The sequence below is a fragment of the Novosphingobium malaysiense genome, from assembly GCF_000802225.1.
Lineage (GTDB): Bacteria > Pseudomonadota > Alphaproteobacteria > Sphingomonadales > Sphingomonadaceae > Novosphingobium > Novosphingobium malaysiense.
In genome coordinates this window covers 321,339-337,072 of record NZ_JTDI01000001.1, presented here as the reverse complement: position 1 = coordinate 337,072, position 15,734 = coordinate 321,339, and the positions used below count along the sequence as shown (strand labels likewise).

Genomic DNA, 15,734 nt, shown 5'->3' with positions numbered 1-15,734 from the left:
TTGTTAGCTGAGCGGCACCAGCTTCTCGATCCCGCCCATCCACGGCTTGAGCACTTCGGGTACGAGGACCGAGCCGTCCTCCTGCTGGTAGTTCTCCAGCACCGCCACGAGCGTGCGGCCCACGGCAAGGCCGGAGCCATTGAGCGTGTGGACGAACTCGGTCTTCTTAGAGCCTTCCGGCTTGAAGCGCGCGTTCATGCGGCGGGCCTGATAGTCGCCGCAGTTCGAGATCGAGCTTATCTCGCGATAGGCGCTCTGGCCCGGCAGCCAGACTTCGAGGTCGAAGGTCTTGCGCGCCGTGGCGCCCATGTCGCCGGCGCAGAGCAGCACCTTGCGATAGGGCAGTTCCAGCGCCTGCAGAATGCCTTCGGCGGCGACCACCATGCGCTCGTGCTCGGCCTCGCTTTCCTCCGGCTTGCAGACGGTGACGAGTTCGACCTTCTCGAACTGGTGCTGGCGGATGAACCCGCGCGTATCGCGCCCCGCCGCGCCCGCTTCGGAGCGGAAGCAGGGGGTGAGGGCGGTCATGCGCAGCGGCAGCGCTTCGGGATCGAGGATCTGCTCGCGCACGGCATTGGTCAGGCTGACTTCGGCGGTGGGGATCATCCAGCGCCCGTCGGTGGTCTGGAACAGGTCCTCGGAAAACTTGGGAAGCTGGCCGGTGCCGAACACCGCATCGTCCTTCACCAGCAGCGGCACATTGCATTCCATGTAGCCGTTGGTCGCCGTCTGCGTATCGAGCATGAACTGCGCCAGCGCGCGGTGCAGGCGCGCCATCTGGCCCTTGAGGAACGTGAAGCGCGCGCCCGAGATCAGCGCGCCGGTCTCGAAATCGAGGCCGAGGGCAGGGCCGAGATCGGCGTGTTCCTTGGGCGTGAACGCGAAAGTGCCGGGCGTGCCCCACTTGCTGACTTCGACGTTCTCGCTCTCGTCCTCGCCGTCCGGCACTTCATCGACCGGGATATTGGGCAGGCGCGCCAGTTCGTCCTGCAGCTTCGCCGTCAGCTCCTTTTCCTCGGCTTCGAGCGCCGGGAGCGTTTCCTTGAGCTGGGCGACTTCGGCCTTCAGCGCTTCGGCGGTTTCGGTGTCGCCCTGTCCCATGGCCTTGCCGATGGCCTTGGAGGCCTCGTTGCGGCGGCTCTGGCCTTCCTGCATGCGCGTGGCGACCGAGCGGCGCTGCTCGTCGATGGCGAGGATGGTCTGGGCGGCGGGTTCTACCCCGCGGCGGGCGAGGCCCGCATCGAAGCTTTCCGGGTTTTCGCGGATCTGGCGGATGTCATGCATGGTCCCGCGCCTATGCCGTCTTGAGAGGGCCGTCGCAAGTCGGCTCGCTTGTGCTTTTCAGGGTTTTGAGTGAGACTTGCGGCCAGCGATCGATGGGAGAGCGATCATGACGGCAGCGGAAACGCTCGGCGATACGCAGGCGCAAATCAACTTCGCAGCCAGCCGCGACGAGGGTGGCATCTGGAGCAATCTCGACAAGTCGTTGATTACGCAGCCGCTCAAGGCGCAGAGTATCCCCTTGCGGGACTGCTCGTCCGTGGCCGAGCCGCCCTCACTCGAACGCGAGGGCTTCGAGTGGCACCGACTGGCTTTTTCTGGAGCCGACTGGCGCAATCCCGAATGGGTCGAGACCATCGGCAGTCCGCGGACGATGGAATACATTCACGAACGCACGGGCGCTGCCCATATCGCGCCCTTTCACGGGCACATGGCGCTGATCCGCGATACCGGCGATCCTGCGCAGCCCACCGCGGCCGAATTCGTCCATCTCGACCACAGCCGCACTTCGGCCCTGCCGTTCATCGAACGCTCCGCGCCGGAAGATACCCGAGCCCGCTATCCGCACGTGCGCATCTACAACGTCTGGCGCGCACTCACGCCGCCGCCGCACGACATGCCGCTGGCGATCTGCGACCAGCGCACGATCGATCCGGCAGACTGGGTGGAAGGCAAGACCGTCGAGCCGATGATGCCCGAAGGCGTCCCTTACGTGACGACGGTCTTCAATCCAGGTCAGCGCTGGAACTGGTTCTCCGGCCTGACACCCGACGATGCGCTCGTGTTCAAGGCGTGGGACAGCGATCCGTCGGTGCCGTTCGGATGCCTGCACGGCGCCTTCCGCAACCCGCACGCGCCAGCCCACGCCGTGCCGCGGGCCAGCGCGGAACTGCGCTACATCGCCTTCTTCGAATCCTGAGCGCCTACGAAGCCTTGCAGGTCCGGATTCCGAACAGGCTGTAGAGCGGACAGGTCCGAAACAGGCCGGTGACGAGCGGAATAATGCCGATCAGGCCCCACGGGGTTTTCGGCCCCACGAAGACCAGTGCCAGCAGCACTATGCCAAGGATAATCCGCATCGCGCGATCGACGGTGCCCACATTGACTTTGAACATTCCCGGTCTCCCAGTCCTCAATGGACAGGAAATGCACCGATCGAGTCGTGCCCACATTGATTGCGGTCAACCGGCTGCAGCAAACGGGAGGTGTGGGGCAAAGGGCATCCCTGTTGAAGGGCTGGTGTGCGGAAACCTTGTTTCAGGCAAACCTCTCCAGCAAGGCTAGCGTTGCAGCCGTCTTCGTGGCCGGTTCGCCCCTGATTTTCACGGCTAGCCCCTTGCGATCGATGTACCATTCCAACGCGTGTCTAAGTGCGCCCAGCTCTCCGGCCAGATCGTCACATCGCTCTACGCTGAAATTGCTCAGAAAGGCGTCGGCTGTTTCGAAGGCCCGCGTTTCGGCCTGACGTTTCATGTCTTGCGCCTTTTCGGTAGGCAGCAGCAGAAGCGCGCGCTTGTGGTGCGGGTTCGGCGCCCTTTCGAGAAGGTCCTGGTCAACCAGCTCATTCGCTATTCTCTGAATGACCTGGCGCGGATGGCCCAGGTCACGGCCTATCTGAGGAACCGTCGGCGGGACCGGCGCCTCGAACACGGCGAAAAGAACCAGTTTCTGCAATGTCGACATGTTTGACGCATCGGAGAGTTCTGCGAAAAGATCCTCGAAGCAGCTTTGCAATCGTAGGATCTCGTCGATGACCGCCAGGAAGGGATTCGAGGTGACTTGTCCGCCCATGGCGATCAGACATCCCAGACGAGGTAGAGCTTGTCGATACCGAGGATGTGGCTGCACAGGTATTTAGTCTGCTTGTCCGGATCGAGCCGAAAGCGCGGCATGCGTTTCAGCAGTTCCTCGTAAAGGGTCTGCAGTTCGAGCCGGGCGAGATGCGCACCCAGGCACCGGTGTGGACCGGCGTTGAACGCGATGTGCGACTTGTTGTCGCGATCGAGATCGTAGGTTCCGGGATCGGTATAGGCTGCCGGGTCGAGACTTGCACCGGGCAGGTACAGCATCACCCGCTCGTTCGCTTTCATCTGCAAGCCCTTGAACTCGAGATCGCGCGAAACACGGCGCACCGGTACCACGAAGCTGTACAGCCGCAGCATTTCCTCGGCCGCCTTGGGGACCAGAGATGGATCCGCGCGAAGACTGTCCTGCAGTTCGGAGTTTTCGGCGAGGTGCCTGACGGCATAGCCCATTGCGTTCATCACCGTGTCCAGACCGGCGATGAACAGAAGAACGCCGTAGTTCTCCATGTCGTCCAGCGTCATCGGCTTGCCGTCGATCTCGACATTCCAGAGCATGGAGAGGATGTCGTCGCGCGGATTGTCGCGCCGGTCGAGGATCTCGTCCCGCATGATCGCCGCGACTTTCATCAGGCGCTGCATCGCGGCCATGTTGCCATCCGGCCCTTGCGCGGAAAGCCGACGGTTCAGCATCGCCCGGTACGGCGGCATCATTTGCAGCGACAGCCCCACCTTGCCGAGAACCTTCTCGATCCGGCTCATGATCCCGGCGGCCTTCATCATGTGCTGTGTCGCGGCCGGGTTGTTGTCGGATGCCTGCGCGGCGAAGTTCTCCTTCACCAGTTCCCGGTATTCCGGCATCATTTCCAGTGGGAGGCCCAGCATCTTCAGGAAGATCTGGACCGGCAGCGGTTCCGCCACGGCAGACATGAACTCGCAATGCCCCTGACCGACGATAGGATCGATCAGGTCGACGGCGAGATCGCGGATCTTGCCCCTGAGGCCGGAGACGGTCTTCGGCGAGAAAACATGCTGCAGCGGTTGGCGGTACTTTTCGTGCAGCGGCGGATCGAGCAGGATCGGATAGGGAACCGGGACATGCGGCGATCCCTTTGGCATCATCGAGAGCATCGCCAGCATCTGCTCGTGGGGCATGGGCTCGCTGGAAAACGAAGCTGCATCGCGCGCGCCGTCAAACACCGCTTCCTTGCCGAGGAATACCCAGTGCCCGCCGTTGCGCGGAGTCCAGAACACTGCGGGCGCTTCTCGCGTAAGTTCCAAGATGCGGGCGTGCGGGTCTTCTTTCAGGCCCGGATCGCCGAACATGTCGAAATCGAAGACCGCGCCATCGGGAATGTGACCGGGTGTCGGCGTGAGTGGGCTTGGCGCTGCCAGCGTGGCCATGAGGCGTTCTCTCCTGCCCATCCCGCTTATGGATGGAATAAGGCAATGTTGGAACATCGTGTTCCATATTGTTCGTTCTAGGTCAAGGTGGTAGGATGCCGGCCAGTCGAGTGCTGCAAGACGTGCAGGCTTCGGGAAAGTCAGCGCAGCCTGGCGTGTGGGAGTCTTGAAAGAGGGTGTGATGAAGGTTGGCAAGCCGCAGATGGATAAAGTGCTTATCGACACCGAAGGCTCGGTAGTGCGGTTGACCTTCAACGATCCGGGCACGCTCAATGCGATGGATGCGCAAATGGCGAACGAGGTTCGTGATGCCGTAAAATCTGTCGCCGATCCGCAGAACGGGTTTCGCTGCCTGCTCATCACCGGGGCGGGCAAAGGCTTCTGTTCCGGTGGCAGCGTCGCATGGATGGACAGCGCGCGGCAGGAAGGCGACGCAGGCTCGCGAACGGACCACGGTGTTACCCTGGGAACGCACCATCACTATGTCCTGAAAGCACTCAGGAGCCTGCCCATTCCTATCGTCACCGCCGTGAATGGTCCGGCGGCCGGCCTCGGCTTCTCCTATGCGCTCGCCGGAGACATGGTGGTCGCCGCCCGTTCATCGTTTTTCCTGTCCGCGTTCCGGCGCATCGGCGTCTCCCCGGATGGCGGCCTCAGCTGGATGCTGCCGCGGATCGTGGGCTGGGCGCGGGCCAAGGAACTGATGGTGATGGGAAACCGGCTTTCGGCGGCGGACGCCTTGGATTGGGGTCTCGTCAATCGAGTGTTCGATGACGACGTCTTCATGGATGAGGCCATGCGCGTCGCCCGTGAACTGGCCGAAGGGCCTACGGTAGCCCTAGGCATCACGCGACAGTTGTTCTGGGAGAGCTGGTCCCGTTCCTACGAGGAGCAACTCGATCAGGAAGAACGGTTGCAGCCCTGCACTTTCGCCACGCACGATGCGGCCGAAGGCGGGCGGGCCATGTTGGAAAAGAGGAAGGCAGTCTTCGAGGGGCGCTAGATCCAGGCAAAGGAGAGGTGCGACATGGAAACGGGTTCTTCAACATCGCTGGCATCGAAGGCAGACCGAAGCCTTACCGAGGATTTCGGAGAGGAAGAGTTCCACCGCGTTGTCTCGATTAACCTCGACGGCGTGTTCTTCGGCATGTCCGATCGATGGTGGCCAATCCTATAAATACTGACACGTGAACAATGTCTTCAATGGCTACAGCCGACGTGAGCGTACGGCGGCTTCGGCCAATCGGTGACCGGAAGGCAAATTTTCGGTTCGTCCCACAAAGTCGACATGACGGTGGAACTGAGAGCGGTTATGGCAAGGTCCGCCGCCTGGATCCAAAATTGTCCGTTGAATGTCCTTGTTCGACAAGAGCGGGGCGCTCAGATCAGTTACCGTGAACGTCGGCTCCAAACAGAAGCGGCGGATGAGGCATCGCGAGGCGGACAGTCTGCAAAGCGCCCCAATCTCGGACGTAGAGCTTTATGCGGCGAAAGGTCGGGATTGACTGACAGGTGGAGTGCCAAGGACACCCGGACAGTATCGACGAGGCGAGCACCCCATGACGAAAACATTTTTCACTCACCGGTTTATTACGGATGAAAAGATTCGGCTGCAAGGCGCTCGCCCTCTCCCGTGGCGCTCCAACCGCAACAAAGCTCAGGGCCGAAAGAGAAGGACATCCCTATCAAATGTACGATTGCACAAATACCCTTTGCCTTTCTAATCACGCCTGATGAGTGTACCGAAACCGGATACCGACAGTCGTCCGCGTCGCCTTTCAGCGAGGCAGCGAGAACGGCGGCAACGCATCACCAGCGCTACTTACGCCCTGTTGGCGCAACATGGCTATGATGCCCTGTCGATGAAGATGATCGCCGAGGCAGCTGGGGTCGCAGAGCGCACACTGTTCAATATCTACTCATCCAAAGATGCTCTCATCGCTACGAGCACGCACGAACGCGCCAAGGGCATCATCGAGGAAGCCTGGAACCTCGCCTCGGACGAGGGAATCGGGTTCTTCCTGTCGCTATCGGAAACCCTGGCCCGCATTACGATCGAAGAGCCGGAGGTAGCCAGGGCACTAGCTCCGGTTCTCATCAACCATGCCGACCTCGTGGGCCTGAACGAAATCTATCGACGTTACGTCGGCCGGGCGCTGGCCGCTCTCGTCGATCAGGACGCGCTGGACGAGGAGGATGTCGAGGTACTCACCTCCCTGTTCACAATGCGGATGGTTTCAGCGGTGAACCTATGGGCCAGTCACACCATCGCCGACGATAACCTGGAAGTGCACATGCGCTTGGCGGTCTGCCAAGTTCTCCTGCCACACGTGCGCGGCGCGCTTGCCGAATGGGCCCAGCAAGAGGCGCGTCGTTGCCTCTCCATGCTGACCGGCCGTGAGCACAAGTTTCAAACCTAGCCAAAATTGCAGTCAACTGCAGTCTTACTTAGTGCCAGTTTGCTCCTCGTCCAAAGTCGGACACCGGGGGGCACTCCATTCGAAAACAGGCCCGCCCGGTTTCAGGGGAAAGGAGCTTGTATGTCTGCATCGACCGGACGCGCCGCGCGCGCCGCACTTTTGGCCACCGTGTTTACCTCCGTCTGCACTGCGGTGCCGGCATTCGCGCAGGACAGCGCCGACACCGGCGTGAAGACGGGCGGCCTCGAAGAAATCGTTGTCACGGCCCGAAAACGTCAGGAAAGCGTTCAGGATGTCCCGGTGGCGGTGACCGCGCTCTCTGCCGAGATGATCCAAAATCGTGACGTCACCAGCGTGGAGAAGATCGCAGCCATTGCTCCAGGCTTCAATGTCGGCCGTGCATCGAACGGATCCGGCGCCCAGCTGACCCTGCGCGGCATCGGCTCGTCCTCGACCTCGATCGGTATCGAGCAGTCGGTCGCAGTTGTGGTGGATGGCGCCTACTATGGGCAGGGCCGCGTCATCAACGAAGGGTTCTTCGACCTGGGGCGGGTCGAGGTCCTGAAGGGGCCGCAGGCGCTGTTCTTCGGCAAGAACGCGACGGCCGGTGTGATCTCGATCACCACCGCGGACCCCGGTCCGGAACGGGAATTCATCGCGCGCGCCGGGTACGAGTTCAAGGCCAAGCAATACAAGCTCGAGCTCATCGGTTCGATGCCGGTAAGCGATACCCTGGGCGTCCGGCTGGCCGCGCGTTATTCCAAGATGGAGGGCGGCTACTACACGAACCTGGCAGAGCCGTTCGAGTACACCACGCGTGACATCGCCGACATTCTGGCAGGTGGCGACGGCAATCCCATGACCTCGACGGCATCGCCGGCTCCTCGCCACGAGCCGGGCGAGGAGGAGTTTCTCGGTCGCGCGACCATCAAGTTCCAGCCGACCGACAACCTAACCTTCACGCTCAAGGGCAACTACGACTGGAATACGGTCAATAACTCTTCCTGGAACTACGTCGCCTATGCCTGCGGACGGGCCGACGGCCTCTCGCAGCAGACGGGTCAGCCCTGTCAGCGCGATTTCGTGACCTACCAGAACAACCTTCCCACCGACCTTGCCGGCAATCTGCCCTGGTCGCGTGAGGATGGCTCGCTCTACAACCGGTACGAGTCGGCATCGGGTACGCTGAATTCCGTTTACGAGACCGATCAGCTCCAGATCACCTCGGTGACCAACTACCAGTGGGTCAACAATCGCTGGACTTGTGCCTGCGATTTCCAGTCGACCCCGACGAGCGTGTGGGCGACGGAGAATTCGACCTGGAAGGCATGGTCCGAAGAATTGCGCTTCCTGTCCACGTTCGATGGTCCGCTCAATTTCATGATTGGCGGCCTCTATCAGAAGACGACGCGCGACTTTAACCAGCAGGCCGCGCAGGCGAACCTCTATAACAGCGCAGCGCCTTCGCCCGAGTTGGTCTATCTGGGCAACCAGAAGTTCAGCCAGACCAAGGGCGAGACCTTCGCGGTATTCGGTCAGCTAACCTATAAGATCACCCCGACGCTCGAACTTGCCGGCGGTGCGCGATACACGGCGGAAAGCAAGGACAGCTATTTCTACCAGCCCTACGTCAATCCGGGCCTGTCAGCGGTTTTCCGTCCGGCCACCGACCCGCTGGGCTACGTGACCGCCAACCAGAACTTCGACGACATCTCTCCCGAGGCAACCCTGACCTGGAAGCCGATGCCGGATCTCATGATCTACGGCGCATACAAAACGGCCTACAAGTCGGGCGGGTTTTCCAACGGCGGCATCAACTCGAAGTTCTCGAGCGATCCGAAGGGCGATCTGACCTTCGATCCCGAAACTGCCGAGGGCTTCGAGATCGGCATCAAGTCGACCATTCTCGACAACCAGCTCCGCCTCAACCTGACGGCATTCACATACGACTACAAGAACCTCCAGGTGGACTTCTTCAACTCGCCGATCTTCGCGTTTCAGACGCTTACGGCGGATTCGCGCTCGCGTGGTATCGAGGTCGAATTCCAGTATGCACCGCATGCGGTCGAAGGACTGGATATACACGGGTCGATCAACTACACCGATGCCTACTACACCAGCTTCCCCGAAGCTCCGTGCTATGCGGGCCAGACCATTGCCCAAGGGTGCGTCCAGATCAGTCCGATCGCCGCTCGCCAGAACCTGACCGGCGCCTCGCTGTCCGTTTCTCCCGACTGGACGGGTAACTTCGGGGTCGGCTTTACCCGCTACGTGGGCAACGACTACCGCTTTGGCTTCAACGTCGATGCGCGGTACTCGGACAGCTATCTCGTCTCGGGCTTTGGCAACCCGCTGTCGAAGCAGGGTTCCTATGTCACTCTGGATGCGGGCGTGCGCTTCGGCGCAGCGGACGACAACTGGCAGATCGCGCTCATCGGCAAGAACCTGACCAACCAGTTCTATGTGACCGGCGTCGTCGACGGACCGTTCACCGGTTCGGGTACAGGCACAGCGAGCGGCGTGCCCGCCGACCAGCTCGGTTTCGGCAACATTCCGCGCACCGTTCAAGTGGAACTCACAAAGCGTTTTTGATCCTCCCGATCAATCCACCTGCCAGGGCTTACCAACGGTTCGCCCTGGCATTTTTTTGAGCTTCACTGCCGCGCAATGTCCGTCGCCTTGCGGCAAAGCATGCTGCCAATCCCGAGAAGAAACCGATGACCGATAGCCCGACAAAAACTATGATCGTCACCGGCGCGGCCTCGGCGGCCGGCCTCGGCTTCGCAACCGCCCTCTTGCTGGCCCGCGAAGGACACAAGGTCTATTTGACCGATATCGACGCGGCAGGTGCCGCTGCCCGGGCGGACGAGCTGCGCACCGAAGGGCTGGACGCCACTGGACTTGCCCAGGATGTGACCGACGAAGCAGCCTGGAAGGCGCTGGTCGAACACGTCACCGAGAAGACCGGACGGATCGACGGCCTCGTCAACAATGCCGGCATTGCCGTTCTAAGCTGGACTGCGGACCTCGATCCGGCAAGCTGGGACCGCCAGATCGACGTCAACCTCAAGAGCGCTTATCTCGGCTGCCGGGCCGTCCTGCCGATTATGGAAAGGCAGGGAAGTGGCGCCATCGTGAACCTGTCTTCGGTTGCTGGCCTTGTCGGAATCCCGGGCGCTTCCGCCTATGCGGCAAGCAAGGGCGGCGTTCGCCTCTATACCAAGGCGGTCGCGATGGAAGTCGCTGCCAAGGGCATTCGCGTAAATGCGGTCTGCCCCGGCGTAATCTGGACCGACATGCAGAAGGTCGCGATCGAGGACAATCCTGACCAGTACGATGCCATCAACGCCTCTATCCCGATGAAGCGGATGGGTGACCCCGAGGACATCGGGAACATGATTGCCTTCCTGCTTTCGGAACGGGCCAAATACGTCACCGGCGGCGAATTCGTCGTCGATGGCGGCCTGACTGCGCAATGATGGGGCCATGATGGCCGGCCCGACCTTGCGCTCCATGGCGCTGTTCCTCGTCGTCGTTTGCGGCCAGATAGGCGGCAGCGTGCTGCTGGGCTACACGGCCGGTTTCACGCGTCCGGGATGGTCGGTTCTATGCGCATCGGTCTATGCGGTGTCGCTTTTCTCGCTCGCCACCTTGCTCAAGGAAGGCGCGCCGCTGAGCCTGATGATGCCACTTCTGGCTGCGGTGGTTCCACTGGGCTCGATTGCCATGGCGCTCGTGGTGCTCGGTGAACCGGCGTCCTGGCCGCGCATTGCGCTCCTGAGCCTGTCTTGTGTTGTCGTGGGGCTCGCCAGCCTGGCGTGATCGACATTCCGCGATATTGCAGAGAAAGCCTATCCACGGACGAATGCATCCATCTGGATTTGCGGACAGGTTCGTGTAGGCAAAGCGTCATGGAAGGCTTGCCGGAAGCATTTTCAGATGAAACCAAGATCAAGATCCTGCAGTCGGCGGAGTCCCTCTACGCGCGCAGGGCGATAGAGAGCGTTTCCTTTCGGGAAATCGGCCTGCGGGCGGGCCACCGAAACACGAATGCCGTGCAGTACCACTTCGGCAACCGTGACAAGCTGGTCCAGTCGATATTCGCATGGCGTGTGGCGCAGATGGAAGCTCCGCGCAGGGCGGTGCTAGCCGAGGCCGAGGCGCAGGGGCGACCGCTCGACACCCGATTTCTGATGCGGCTCCTGTGCGAACCGATCCTGGACCTGACCGATGAAGAAGGCCGTCACAGCTATGCCGGATTCATGAGCCAGTACCTCATGTATGGCCGTCCCGCCGGCGTCATGCATGCTTCGGATACCCGCCCCGAACTGAGCGAGAACCTGAATTTCATCCAGGCAAAACTGTTCGAACAGCTCCAGATCGATCCCGATCAGGTGAGCGACTACAGAGTTGTCATTGCCTATCTGCTCGTCATGAACACCATCGTTTTTTGTGACAGCGAGGGACTACCGAGGCGAGATCCGGATGCCTTCCGGGGGCGTTTTGAACAAGCGCTCGAGATGGCGAGCGCGGCACTGCTCGCAACAATCTGATCGGCTGCGGGTGTGCGCTCAGGCGAATAGCAGAATACTGCGCTCCCAGAACCAGAACGAGGCGATCACGCCGATGCCGGTCACGGTTGCGAACCTGGCGCGAGCGTTCAGGCGCGTCCTGTCGGCCAGCGGCGGAAGCCTGCCTCCAAGCCAGACGAGAGCCATCACGGCCACCACGAATACCAGTTGTCCGATCTCCACGCCGAGGTTGAAGCCGACGAGCGACCACGTGACAGAACTCGGCGCCAGTCCGATCTTTGCGAGAGCGCCGGCGAAACCGAGCCCGTGCAGTGTGCCGAAGCCTGCTGCGACAGCGGCAGGGTAGCGAAGGAACAGCGTGTTCCTGTCCCGCCGCACCAGTTCGGTCGCGACGAAAACGATGCTCAGCGCGATCAGCGCCTCCACCAACGCTCCGTCTAACGTGACGATTCCCAGCGAGGCCAAGCTGATCGTGACGGCATGGCCCAGCGTAAAGCCCGTCACTGTCGTAGCGATGCGCCGGGGCGTAGTAGCGATCATGATCAGGCAGGTCAGGAACAGCAGGTGGTCTAGTCCCAGAATGATGTGTTCAGTCCCTATCCGCAGATAGCTTCCTATAACCTGAAGCGGCGTCTGCAACCGTGGCAGGTCCAGTTGTGCTGCGCCGGGCGCAAAGACCTTGCTGTTGGCTTCGCCGTCTCGAAATTGCGTGCGGAACAGTATTGCCGATGACGGCACGCCGCCCGGCCATGCGAGCCCGATTCGATCGGGGCGTGCCGCGTTGGGGCAATCGAAGAGCGTGGTCGAGGCACTGCGGATATGGACCCGGCAGGGGTTTGCGACTTCGAACCGCGGCCGTTGCGCGGGATCGATATTGCCCGGCAGCCTCAAGGTGAGTGCGTACTGCCCGGATGCCGTCTCCTTGAGCGTCACCACCAGGGGCAGGTTCTCGTGGGCTTCCGCCGGGGACCAACCGCCCGATGCCAGTCCCGCCAGCATCAGGAGGACAAGGCGTTCCAGCCATCCGCGCATCGTCTTGTGGAGCGGAGGTGCAGCGGAAGCAGTCATAGGTCGCCCACGTCCGAGGCTTCATCCACATCGTACTGGTCCACGATCGCGTTCACCGCCTGATCGAGTTCGCTGTCCTGTATCGCGCGCCGCCAGTCATCGAGAACGGCAAGCCTCACCTCCTCGAAGGAGGAGGTCTTTGCCGGCAGACGGCGGTTGATGCGGACGAGATGAAAACCACTCGCCGATGCGATCGGCCCCTGCCAACGATCGGCCGCCACCGGCAGCTTTCGAAGCTTTGCCTCGAAGCCATCGCCCAGCTGCGACTGGATCATGCCGGGTCCTGCATCCACATACGAGCGTTGGTAGGCAAAGCGATCCCCTTCCGCCCGCCAATCGGCGACGGGACTGCTGCCCGCTCGTCGGGCCGCCGAAAGCGCGCCGATCTTGCCGCGCTTTGCTACACTGAAAAAGATATGATCGAAGCTGGTCTCGGCCCGGCTGCGATAGTTTTCCCTGTGCCGCACGTAGAACTTGCGCAGCACTGCATCGCCGGGATCGGCTTCGGCCGCAGGGCGCAGCGCAAAGCGAAGCGATTGCCCCAACCTGCGCCGGATCACGAGGTCGTTTTCGTCCATCCCCCATTCGCGGGCTTCGCGATAGAGCGCCTGTTCCTGGACATATTTCCTGACCAGTTCACGCCTTTCCCCATCGGACAGTGCCGCGAGGCTCGGCGTGCCTCCGTGCGTGCGTGCTACCGAGGCCAGCGTCTCGCCGCCGCCTGATGCCAGGTACTGCTCCAGCACCGCGCGGGACACGTGAATTGTCTGGTCATCGCTCCCATAGGGGCGGACCAGGGCGGAAAGGGTAAAGAGCACCGCACCTGCGCCCAGGAACTGGAACAGCGGATCGATCCGAGCGAGCCTCACGGATGATACCAGATCGGCGAGCTGTAGGCACGGTCCTGCACGATCCGCCGCACCTCATCGGGCATCTTGATGCCGAAGAACTTCTCGTCGTAAGCGGTCCAGCGCGGACGCGGGATCTCGATCACGCGTACATAGTAGAAGGCCGGTTGGCTGGCGTCGAAGTCGGGGTCCTGCCACCAAGTGGCCAACTCGGGCGCACCGATCGAATTGGTGAAGCTGGCATTTTTCAGGTCGACGGTACTGCCTACGGACGGAGCCTTGCCGTTCGCATCGTTCTTGCGGCCGTCCGACAATGCCACGTTGTAGATCTTCTCATGGGTCTTGCCGTCGCTGTCGAGCCAGCCCTTCACCACCTGCGCCCGGTCGAGATTGGCGCCATCTGGATCGCGCACGGCGTGGACCAGGAAGGATGGGGGGCTCGCAGTGTCGGCCCGGCCGAGGTCTCCGCCCATCGGAACGCCGTGCTTGTATCCATAGCGTGCATAGTCGGGGCGGTCGATGTCGACCTTGGCGAAATCCCAACCCCCGAAGAAACGCAGGGCGATACGTGAGCCGGTCGTGCCGTAGACTTCGCGACGCGTCAGCGCATCGAAGATCGCCGCGCGCGTGTTTTCCGGAGCCCAGACTGCAGCGAGACCGGAGGCACCCAATTCCCAGCTTTCCTCAAGCAAACCGGCCATCTTCTGTTTCCAGCGGTCGGGCGAAGGCTCGGATTCCAGGAATTTTCCGAAAAAATTTGCCTCGTCCGCAGTGGAAAGCCCGGTATGCGAATCCGTGCTTCCGATCATGCCGAACTTGAAGGGATTGGTGCCCAGCTTTCGTTCGAACGCCAGCCCATTCTTCAAGGCGGAGCGGGCATATTCGTATTGAAGCATCCACGGCTGCTTCGCTGCGGTCAAAGAAATATTGCCCTGGTCCCAAGTTTCGAAATCCGCAAATTCGTCTTCCGGAGACAGGGCGGGATGGGCCTCGCCGTCCCCCTTGACCTGGGTCACTTCATAGACCGGCTCCCAGCGACTGCGCATCTCGGCATAGCGGGCATTCAGCGGCTGGCCGTTGATCCGGTTGGGTGCGAACATGCGGCCGTTGGAGACGTTGCCGTTGTGGGCAATCGCCAGGACCTTCACGCCTTTCGCGTCATAGCGCGACAAGGCGTTCCACAGGTCCTCGGGGTCCGTGCTGTCCTGCGCCGTAAATGGGAGGACCTTGCGGGCATCGGCAGCATTGCCGCGGAAGATGACGTTGCGATGGAGGTTGTCCCCGTTGATCATCGACGTCCATTCATAGGCGATCAATGCGGTAAAGCGTCCCGGGTCGTTGTAACGGTCGGCCCGGTCGGCCACTTCGTCCCAAACAGTGCGAACCAGCGGCGCCGGAGTGCGAAGGGCAGGGTCGGAAGACTGAATGGCGTTGGAGAATGCAACACCCAGCCCCTTGCGGTTCCCCGCTTCGAGCAACGCGCCCCAATTGCCTGCAAGCCCCCAGCCATCGAGCACCTTGTCGTGCGCAAGAAGGCGGGGAAACACGCCCATGTATTCGGAATGATCGGTAATCGCCACGAAGTCGTAGGGCCGCTTGAGGCGCACCGTCATCCCATTGTCCGCCTTGACTGCACCACCGCGCACGAAGCGGAATGCCTCTTCAGGGCTGACCGCCCGCGTGCCGTTGAGAAAGGCATCGGGAGACTGGTTGGTGTGGAGATGCAGGTCTCCCCAATAGAGATTGTTCTCCACCGGATTGCGCATAGTGGGAGAATAAGCCTTGCCGGCAGCAGTTTCCGTTTTCGTGAGCGGGGCTGACAATGGCGCGTCCCGTTCACTGGCGTTGATCCGAGGCGCCATGGCCATAGCAAGAACGCCAGCCACGCAAACCGCTCCACCCGCGAATGCTAGGGCATTGTATCTTTTAATCTTCATGATCTTCCTCGCGGATTGAGAGTGGCCGTGTTGCCCAGCACGAAAGGGGGCCCGACGTTGCGAAATGGCGTTTCGGCACGGAATGCGGCCTCATCGCCAAGCTGTGTACTAGGCGCGTGAACGAACGTGAGTGACGAACCAGATGTGTTAAACTTGGAAAGCGAAGCGAGGTCAGGAATTGGCAGCGGCAAGATGCGAACACATTTCGCCTTGCGATCCCACATCAGCCTCTCCCCGACAGATTTGAGCCTTTGCTTTTTGTCACGTGGGCTCAGTGGTCCGAATGTCCGTCGGAACCCCGGTCTTCACCATGACGAAATACTGCAAAACACGTGTTTTAAACCAGCTAGCACTTCAATTAGGGCGAGCTAGGTTTTTCCGAACGCGACTGCTCGATCGCGAGGTAAATAGAGCTGTCGCAGCACTAACGAAGTCATCTTTC

Annotated in this window: 15 protein-coding genes; 8 read left to right on the top strand and 7 right to left on the bottom strand. The window is 61.3% G+C overall.

The features are described from left to right. Positions 1–3: 3 nt before the first annotated feature. Positions 4–1,284 carry a serine--tRNA ligase gene (gene serS, locus LK12_RS01425; protein WP_039278423.1) on the bottom strand — a complete coding sequence of 427 codons (1,281 nt, stop codon included), beginning with the start codon at positions 1,282–1,284 and terminating at the stop codon, positions 4–6. A 106-nt stretch (positions 1,285–1,390) separates the two neighbouring features. Between serS and LK12_RS23665 the strand changes: the two genes are divergently transcribed. Next, positions 1,391–2,200: a CmcJ/NvfI family oxidoreductase gene (locus LK12_RS23665; RefSeq protein WP_052223075.1), complete on the top strand. Its 810-nt coding sequence runs from the start codon at positions 1,391–1,393 to the stop codon at positions 2,198–2,200. A 4-nt stretch (positions 2,201–2,204) separates the two neighbouring features. Here LK12_RS23665 and LK12_RS01415 read toward each other — a convergent pair whose 3' ends face one another. The 3 genes from LK12_RS01415 to LK12_RS01405 form a co-directional block, all read right to left on the bottom strand. Then, entirely contained in the window at positions 2,205–2,396 is a 192-nt protein-coding gene (locus tag LK12_RS01415) for a YgaP family membrane protein (protein WP_039278420.1), read from the bottom strand. Positions 2,397–2,538: 142 nt separating this feature from the next. Further along, positions 2,539–3,072, bottom strand: coding sequence for a MarR family winged helix-turn-helix transcriptional regulator (locus LK12_RS23660; RefSeq protein WP_052223074.1), 534 nt, complete (start codon positions 3,070–3,072; stop codon positions 2,539–2,541). Between the two features lie 5 nt (positions 3,073–3,077). After that, positions 3,078–4,487 carry a cytochrome P450 gene (locus LK12_RS01405; protein ID WP_039278416.1) on the bottom strand — a complete coding sequence of 470 codons (1,410 nt, stop codon included), beginning with the start codon at positions 4,485–4,487 and terminating at the stop codon, positions 3,078–3,080. A gap of 202 nt (positions 4,488–4,689) precedes the next feature. Between LK12_RS01405 and LK12_RS01400 the strand changes: the two genes are divergently transcribed. The 7 genes from LK12_RS01400 to LK12_RS23655 all read left to right on the top strand — a co-directional run bounded on the left by LK12_RS01400 (position 4,690) and on the right by LK12_RS23655 (position 11,460). Further along, complete coding sequence (locus LK12_RS01400) at positions 4,690–5,490, top strand: enoyl-CoA hydratase-related protein (protein ID WP_039280046.1); 801 nt, start codon at positions 4,690–4,692, stop codon at positions 5,488–5,490. Positions 5,491–5,514: 24 nt separating this feature from the next. Then, positions 5,515–5,664, top strand: a complete 150-nt coding sequence (locus tag LK12_RS24490) for a hypothetical protein (protein WP_197063431.1) — start codon at positions 5,515–5,517, stop codon at positions 5,662–5,664. A 556-nt stretch (positions 5,665–6,220) separates the two neighbouring features. Continuing rightward, positions 6,221–6,907, top strand: coding sequence for a TetR/AcrR family transcriptional regulator (locus LK12_RS01395; protein WP_039278414.1), 687 nt, complete (start codon positions 6,221–6,223; stop codon positions 6,905–6,907). 120 nt (positions 6,908–7,027) lie between these two features. Continuing rightward, positions 7,028–9,499, top strand: coding sequence for a TonB-dependent receptor (locus tag LK12_RS01390; RefSeq protein ID WP_039278412.1), 2,472 nt, complete (start codon positions 7,028–7,030; stop codon positions 9,497–9,499). A 125-nt stretch (positions 9,500–9,624) separates the two neighbouring features. After that, positions 9,625–10,386 (top strand): SDR family NAD(P)-dependent oxidoreductase, encoded by a 762-nt coding sequence (locus tag LK12_RS01385; RefSeq protein ID WP_039278410.1) that lies wholly within the window; start codon positions 9,625–9,627, stop codon positions 10,384–10,386. Between the two features lie 7 nt (positions 10,387–10,393). Then, positions 10,394–10,729 carry a DMT family transporter gene (locus LK12_RS01380; protein WP_039278408.1) on the top strand — a complete coding sequence of 112 codons (336 nt, stop codon included), beginning with the start codon at positions 10,394–10,396 and terminating at the stop codon, positions 10,727–10,729. An 89-nt stretch (positions 10,730–10,818) separates the two neighbouring features. Further along, the gene (locus LK12_RS23655; protein WP_052223073.1) at positions 10,819–11,460 is read left to right on the top strand and encodes a TetR/AcrR family transcriptional regulator; all 642 of its coding nucleotides are present in this window, start codon (positions 10,819–10,821) and stop codon (positions 11,458–11,460) included. 18 nt (positions 11,461–11,478) lie between these two features. Here LK12_RS23655 and LK12_RS23650 read toward each other — a convergent pair whose 3' ends face one another. Genes LK12_RS23650 through LK12_RS01360 form a run of 3 tightly spaced genes read right to left on the bottom strand, consistent with a single transcriptional unit; the run spans position 11,479 to position 15,217 of the window. Beyond that, complete coding sequence (locus tag LK12_RS23650) at positions 11,479–12,507, bottom strand: HupE/UreJ family protein (protein WP_052223072.1); 1,029 nt, start codon at positions 12,505–12,507, stop codon at positions 11,479–11,481. Then, the gene (locus LK12_RS01365; RefSeq protein ID WP_039278405.1) at positions 12,504–13,376 is read right to left on the bottom strand and encodes a peptidyl-prolyl cis-trans isomerase; all 873 of its coding nucleotides are present in this window, start codon (positions 13,374–13,376) and stop codon (positions 12,504–12,506) included. The genes LK12_RS23650 and LK12_RS01365 overlap by 4 nt, the downstream gene beginning before the upstream one ends. Further along, the gene (locus LK12_RS01360; protein WP_231568174.1) at positions 13,373–15,217 is read right to left on the bottom strand and encodes a DUF3604 domain-containing protein; all 1,845 of its coding nucleotides are present in this window, start codon (positions 15,215–15,217) and stop codon (positions 13,373–13,375) included. Before LK12_RS01360 ends, LK12_RS01365 begins: the two co-directional genes overlap by 4 nt. Positions 15,218–15,734: the final 517 nt, after the last annotated feature.

What these genes read in the sequence shown, in the direction of transcription:
- LK12_RS01405 (WP_039278416.1), bottom strand. Translation starts at nt 4,487, where the DNA reads ATGGCCACGCTGGCAGCGCCAAGCCCACTCACGCCGACACCCGGTCAC.
- LK12_RS01380 (WP_039278408.1), top strand. Translation starts at nt 10,394, where the DNA reads ATGATGGCCGGCCCGACCTTGCGCTCCATGGCGCTGTTCCTCGTCGTC.
- LK12_RS23660 (WP_052223074.1), bottom strand. Translation starts at nt 3,072, where the DNA reads ATGGGCGGACAAGTCACCTCGAATCCCTTCCTGGCGGTCATCGACGAG.
- LK12_RS01395 (WP_039278414.1), top strand. Translation starts at nt 6,221, where the DNA reads ATGAGTGTACCGAAACCGGATACCGACAGTCGTCCGCGTCGCCTTTCA.
- LK12_RS01415 (WP_039278420.1), bottom strand. Translation starts at nt 2,396, where the DNA reads ATGTTCAAAGTCAATGTGGGCACCGTCGATCGCGCGATGCGGATTATC.
- LK12_RS24490 (WP_197063431.1), top strand. Translation starts at nt 5,515, where the DNA reads ATGGAAACGGGTTCTTCAACATCGCTGGCATCGAAGGCAGACCGAAGC.
- LK12_RS01360 (WP_231568174.1), bottom strand. Translation starts at nt 15,217, where the DNA reads ATGGCGCCTCGGATCAACGCCAGTGAACGGGACGCGCCATTGTCAGCC.
- LK12_RS23665 (WP_052223075.1), top strand. Translation starts at nt 1,391, where the DNA reads ATGACGGCAGCGGAAACGCTCGGCGATACGCAGGCGCAAATCAACTTC.
- LK12_RS23650 (WP_052223072.1), bottom strand. Translation starts at nt 12,507, where the DNA reads ATGACTGCTTCCGCTGCACCTCCGCTCCACAAGACGATGCGCGGATGG.
- LK12_RS01385 (WP_039278410.1), top strand. Translation starts at nt 9,625, where the DNA reads ATGACCGATAGCCCGACAAAAACTATGATCGTCACCGGCGCGGCCTCG.
- serS (WP_039278423.1), bottom strand. Translation starts at nt 1,284, where the DNA reads ATGCATGACATCCGCCAGATCCGCGAAAACCCGGAAAGCTTCGATGCG.
- LK12_RS23655 (WP_052223073.1), top strand. Translation starts at nt 10,819, where the DNA reads ATGGAAGGCTTGCCGGAAGCATTTTCAGATGAAACCAAGATCAAGATC.
- LK12_RS01390 (WP_039278412.1), top strand. Translation starts at nt 7,028, where the DNA reads ATGTCTGCATCGACCGGACGCGCCGCGCGCGCCGCACTTTTGGCCACC.
- LK12_RS01400 (WP_039280046.1), top strand. Translation starts at nt 4,690, where the DNA reads ATGGATAAAGTGCTTATCGACACCGAAGGCTCGGTAGTGCGGTTGACC.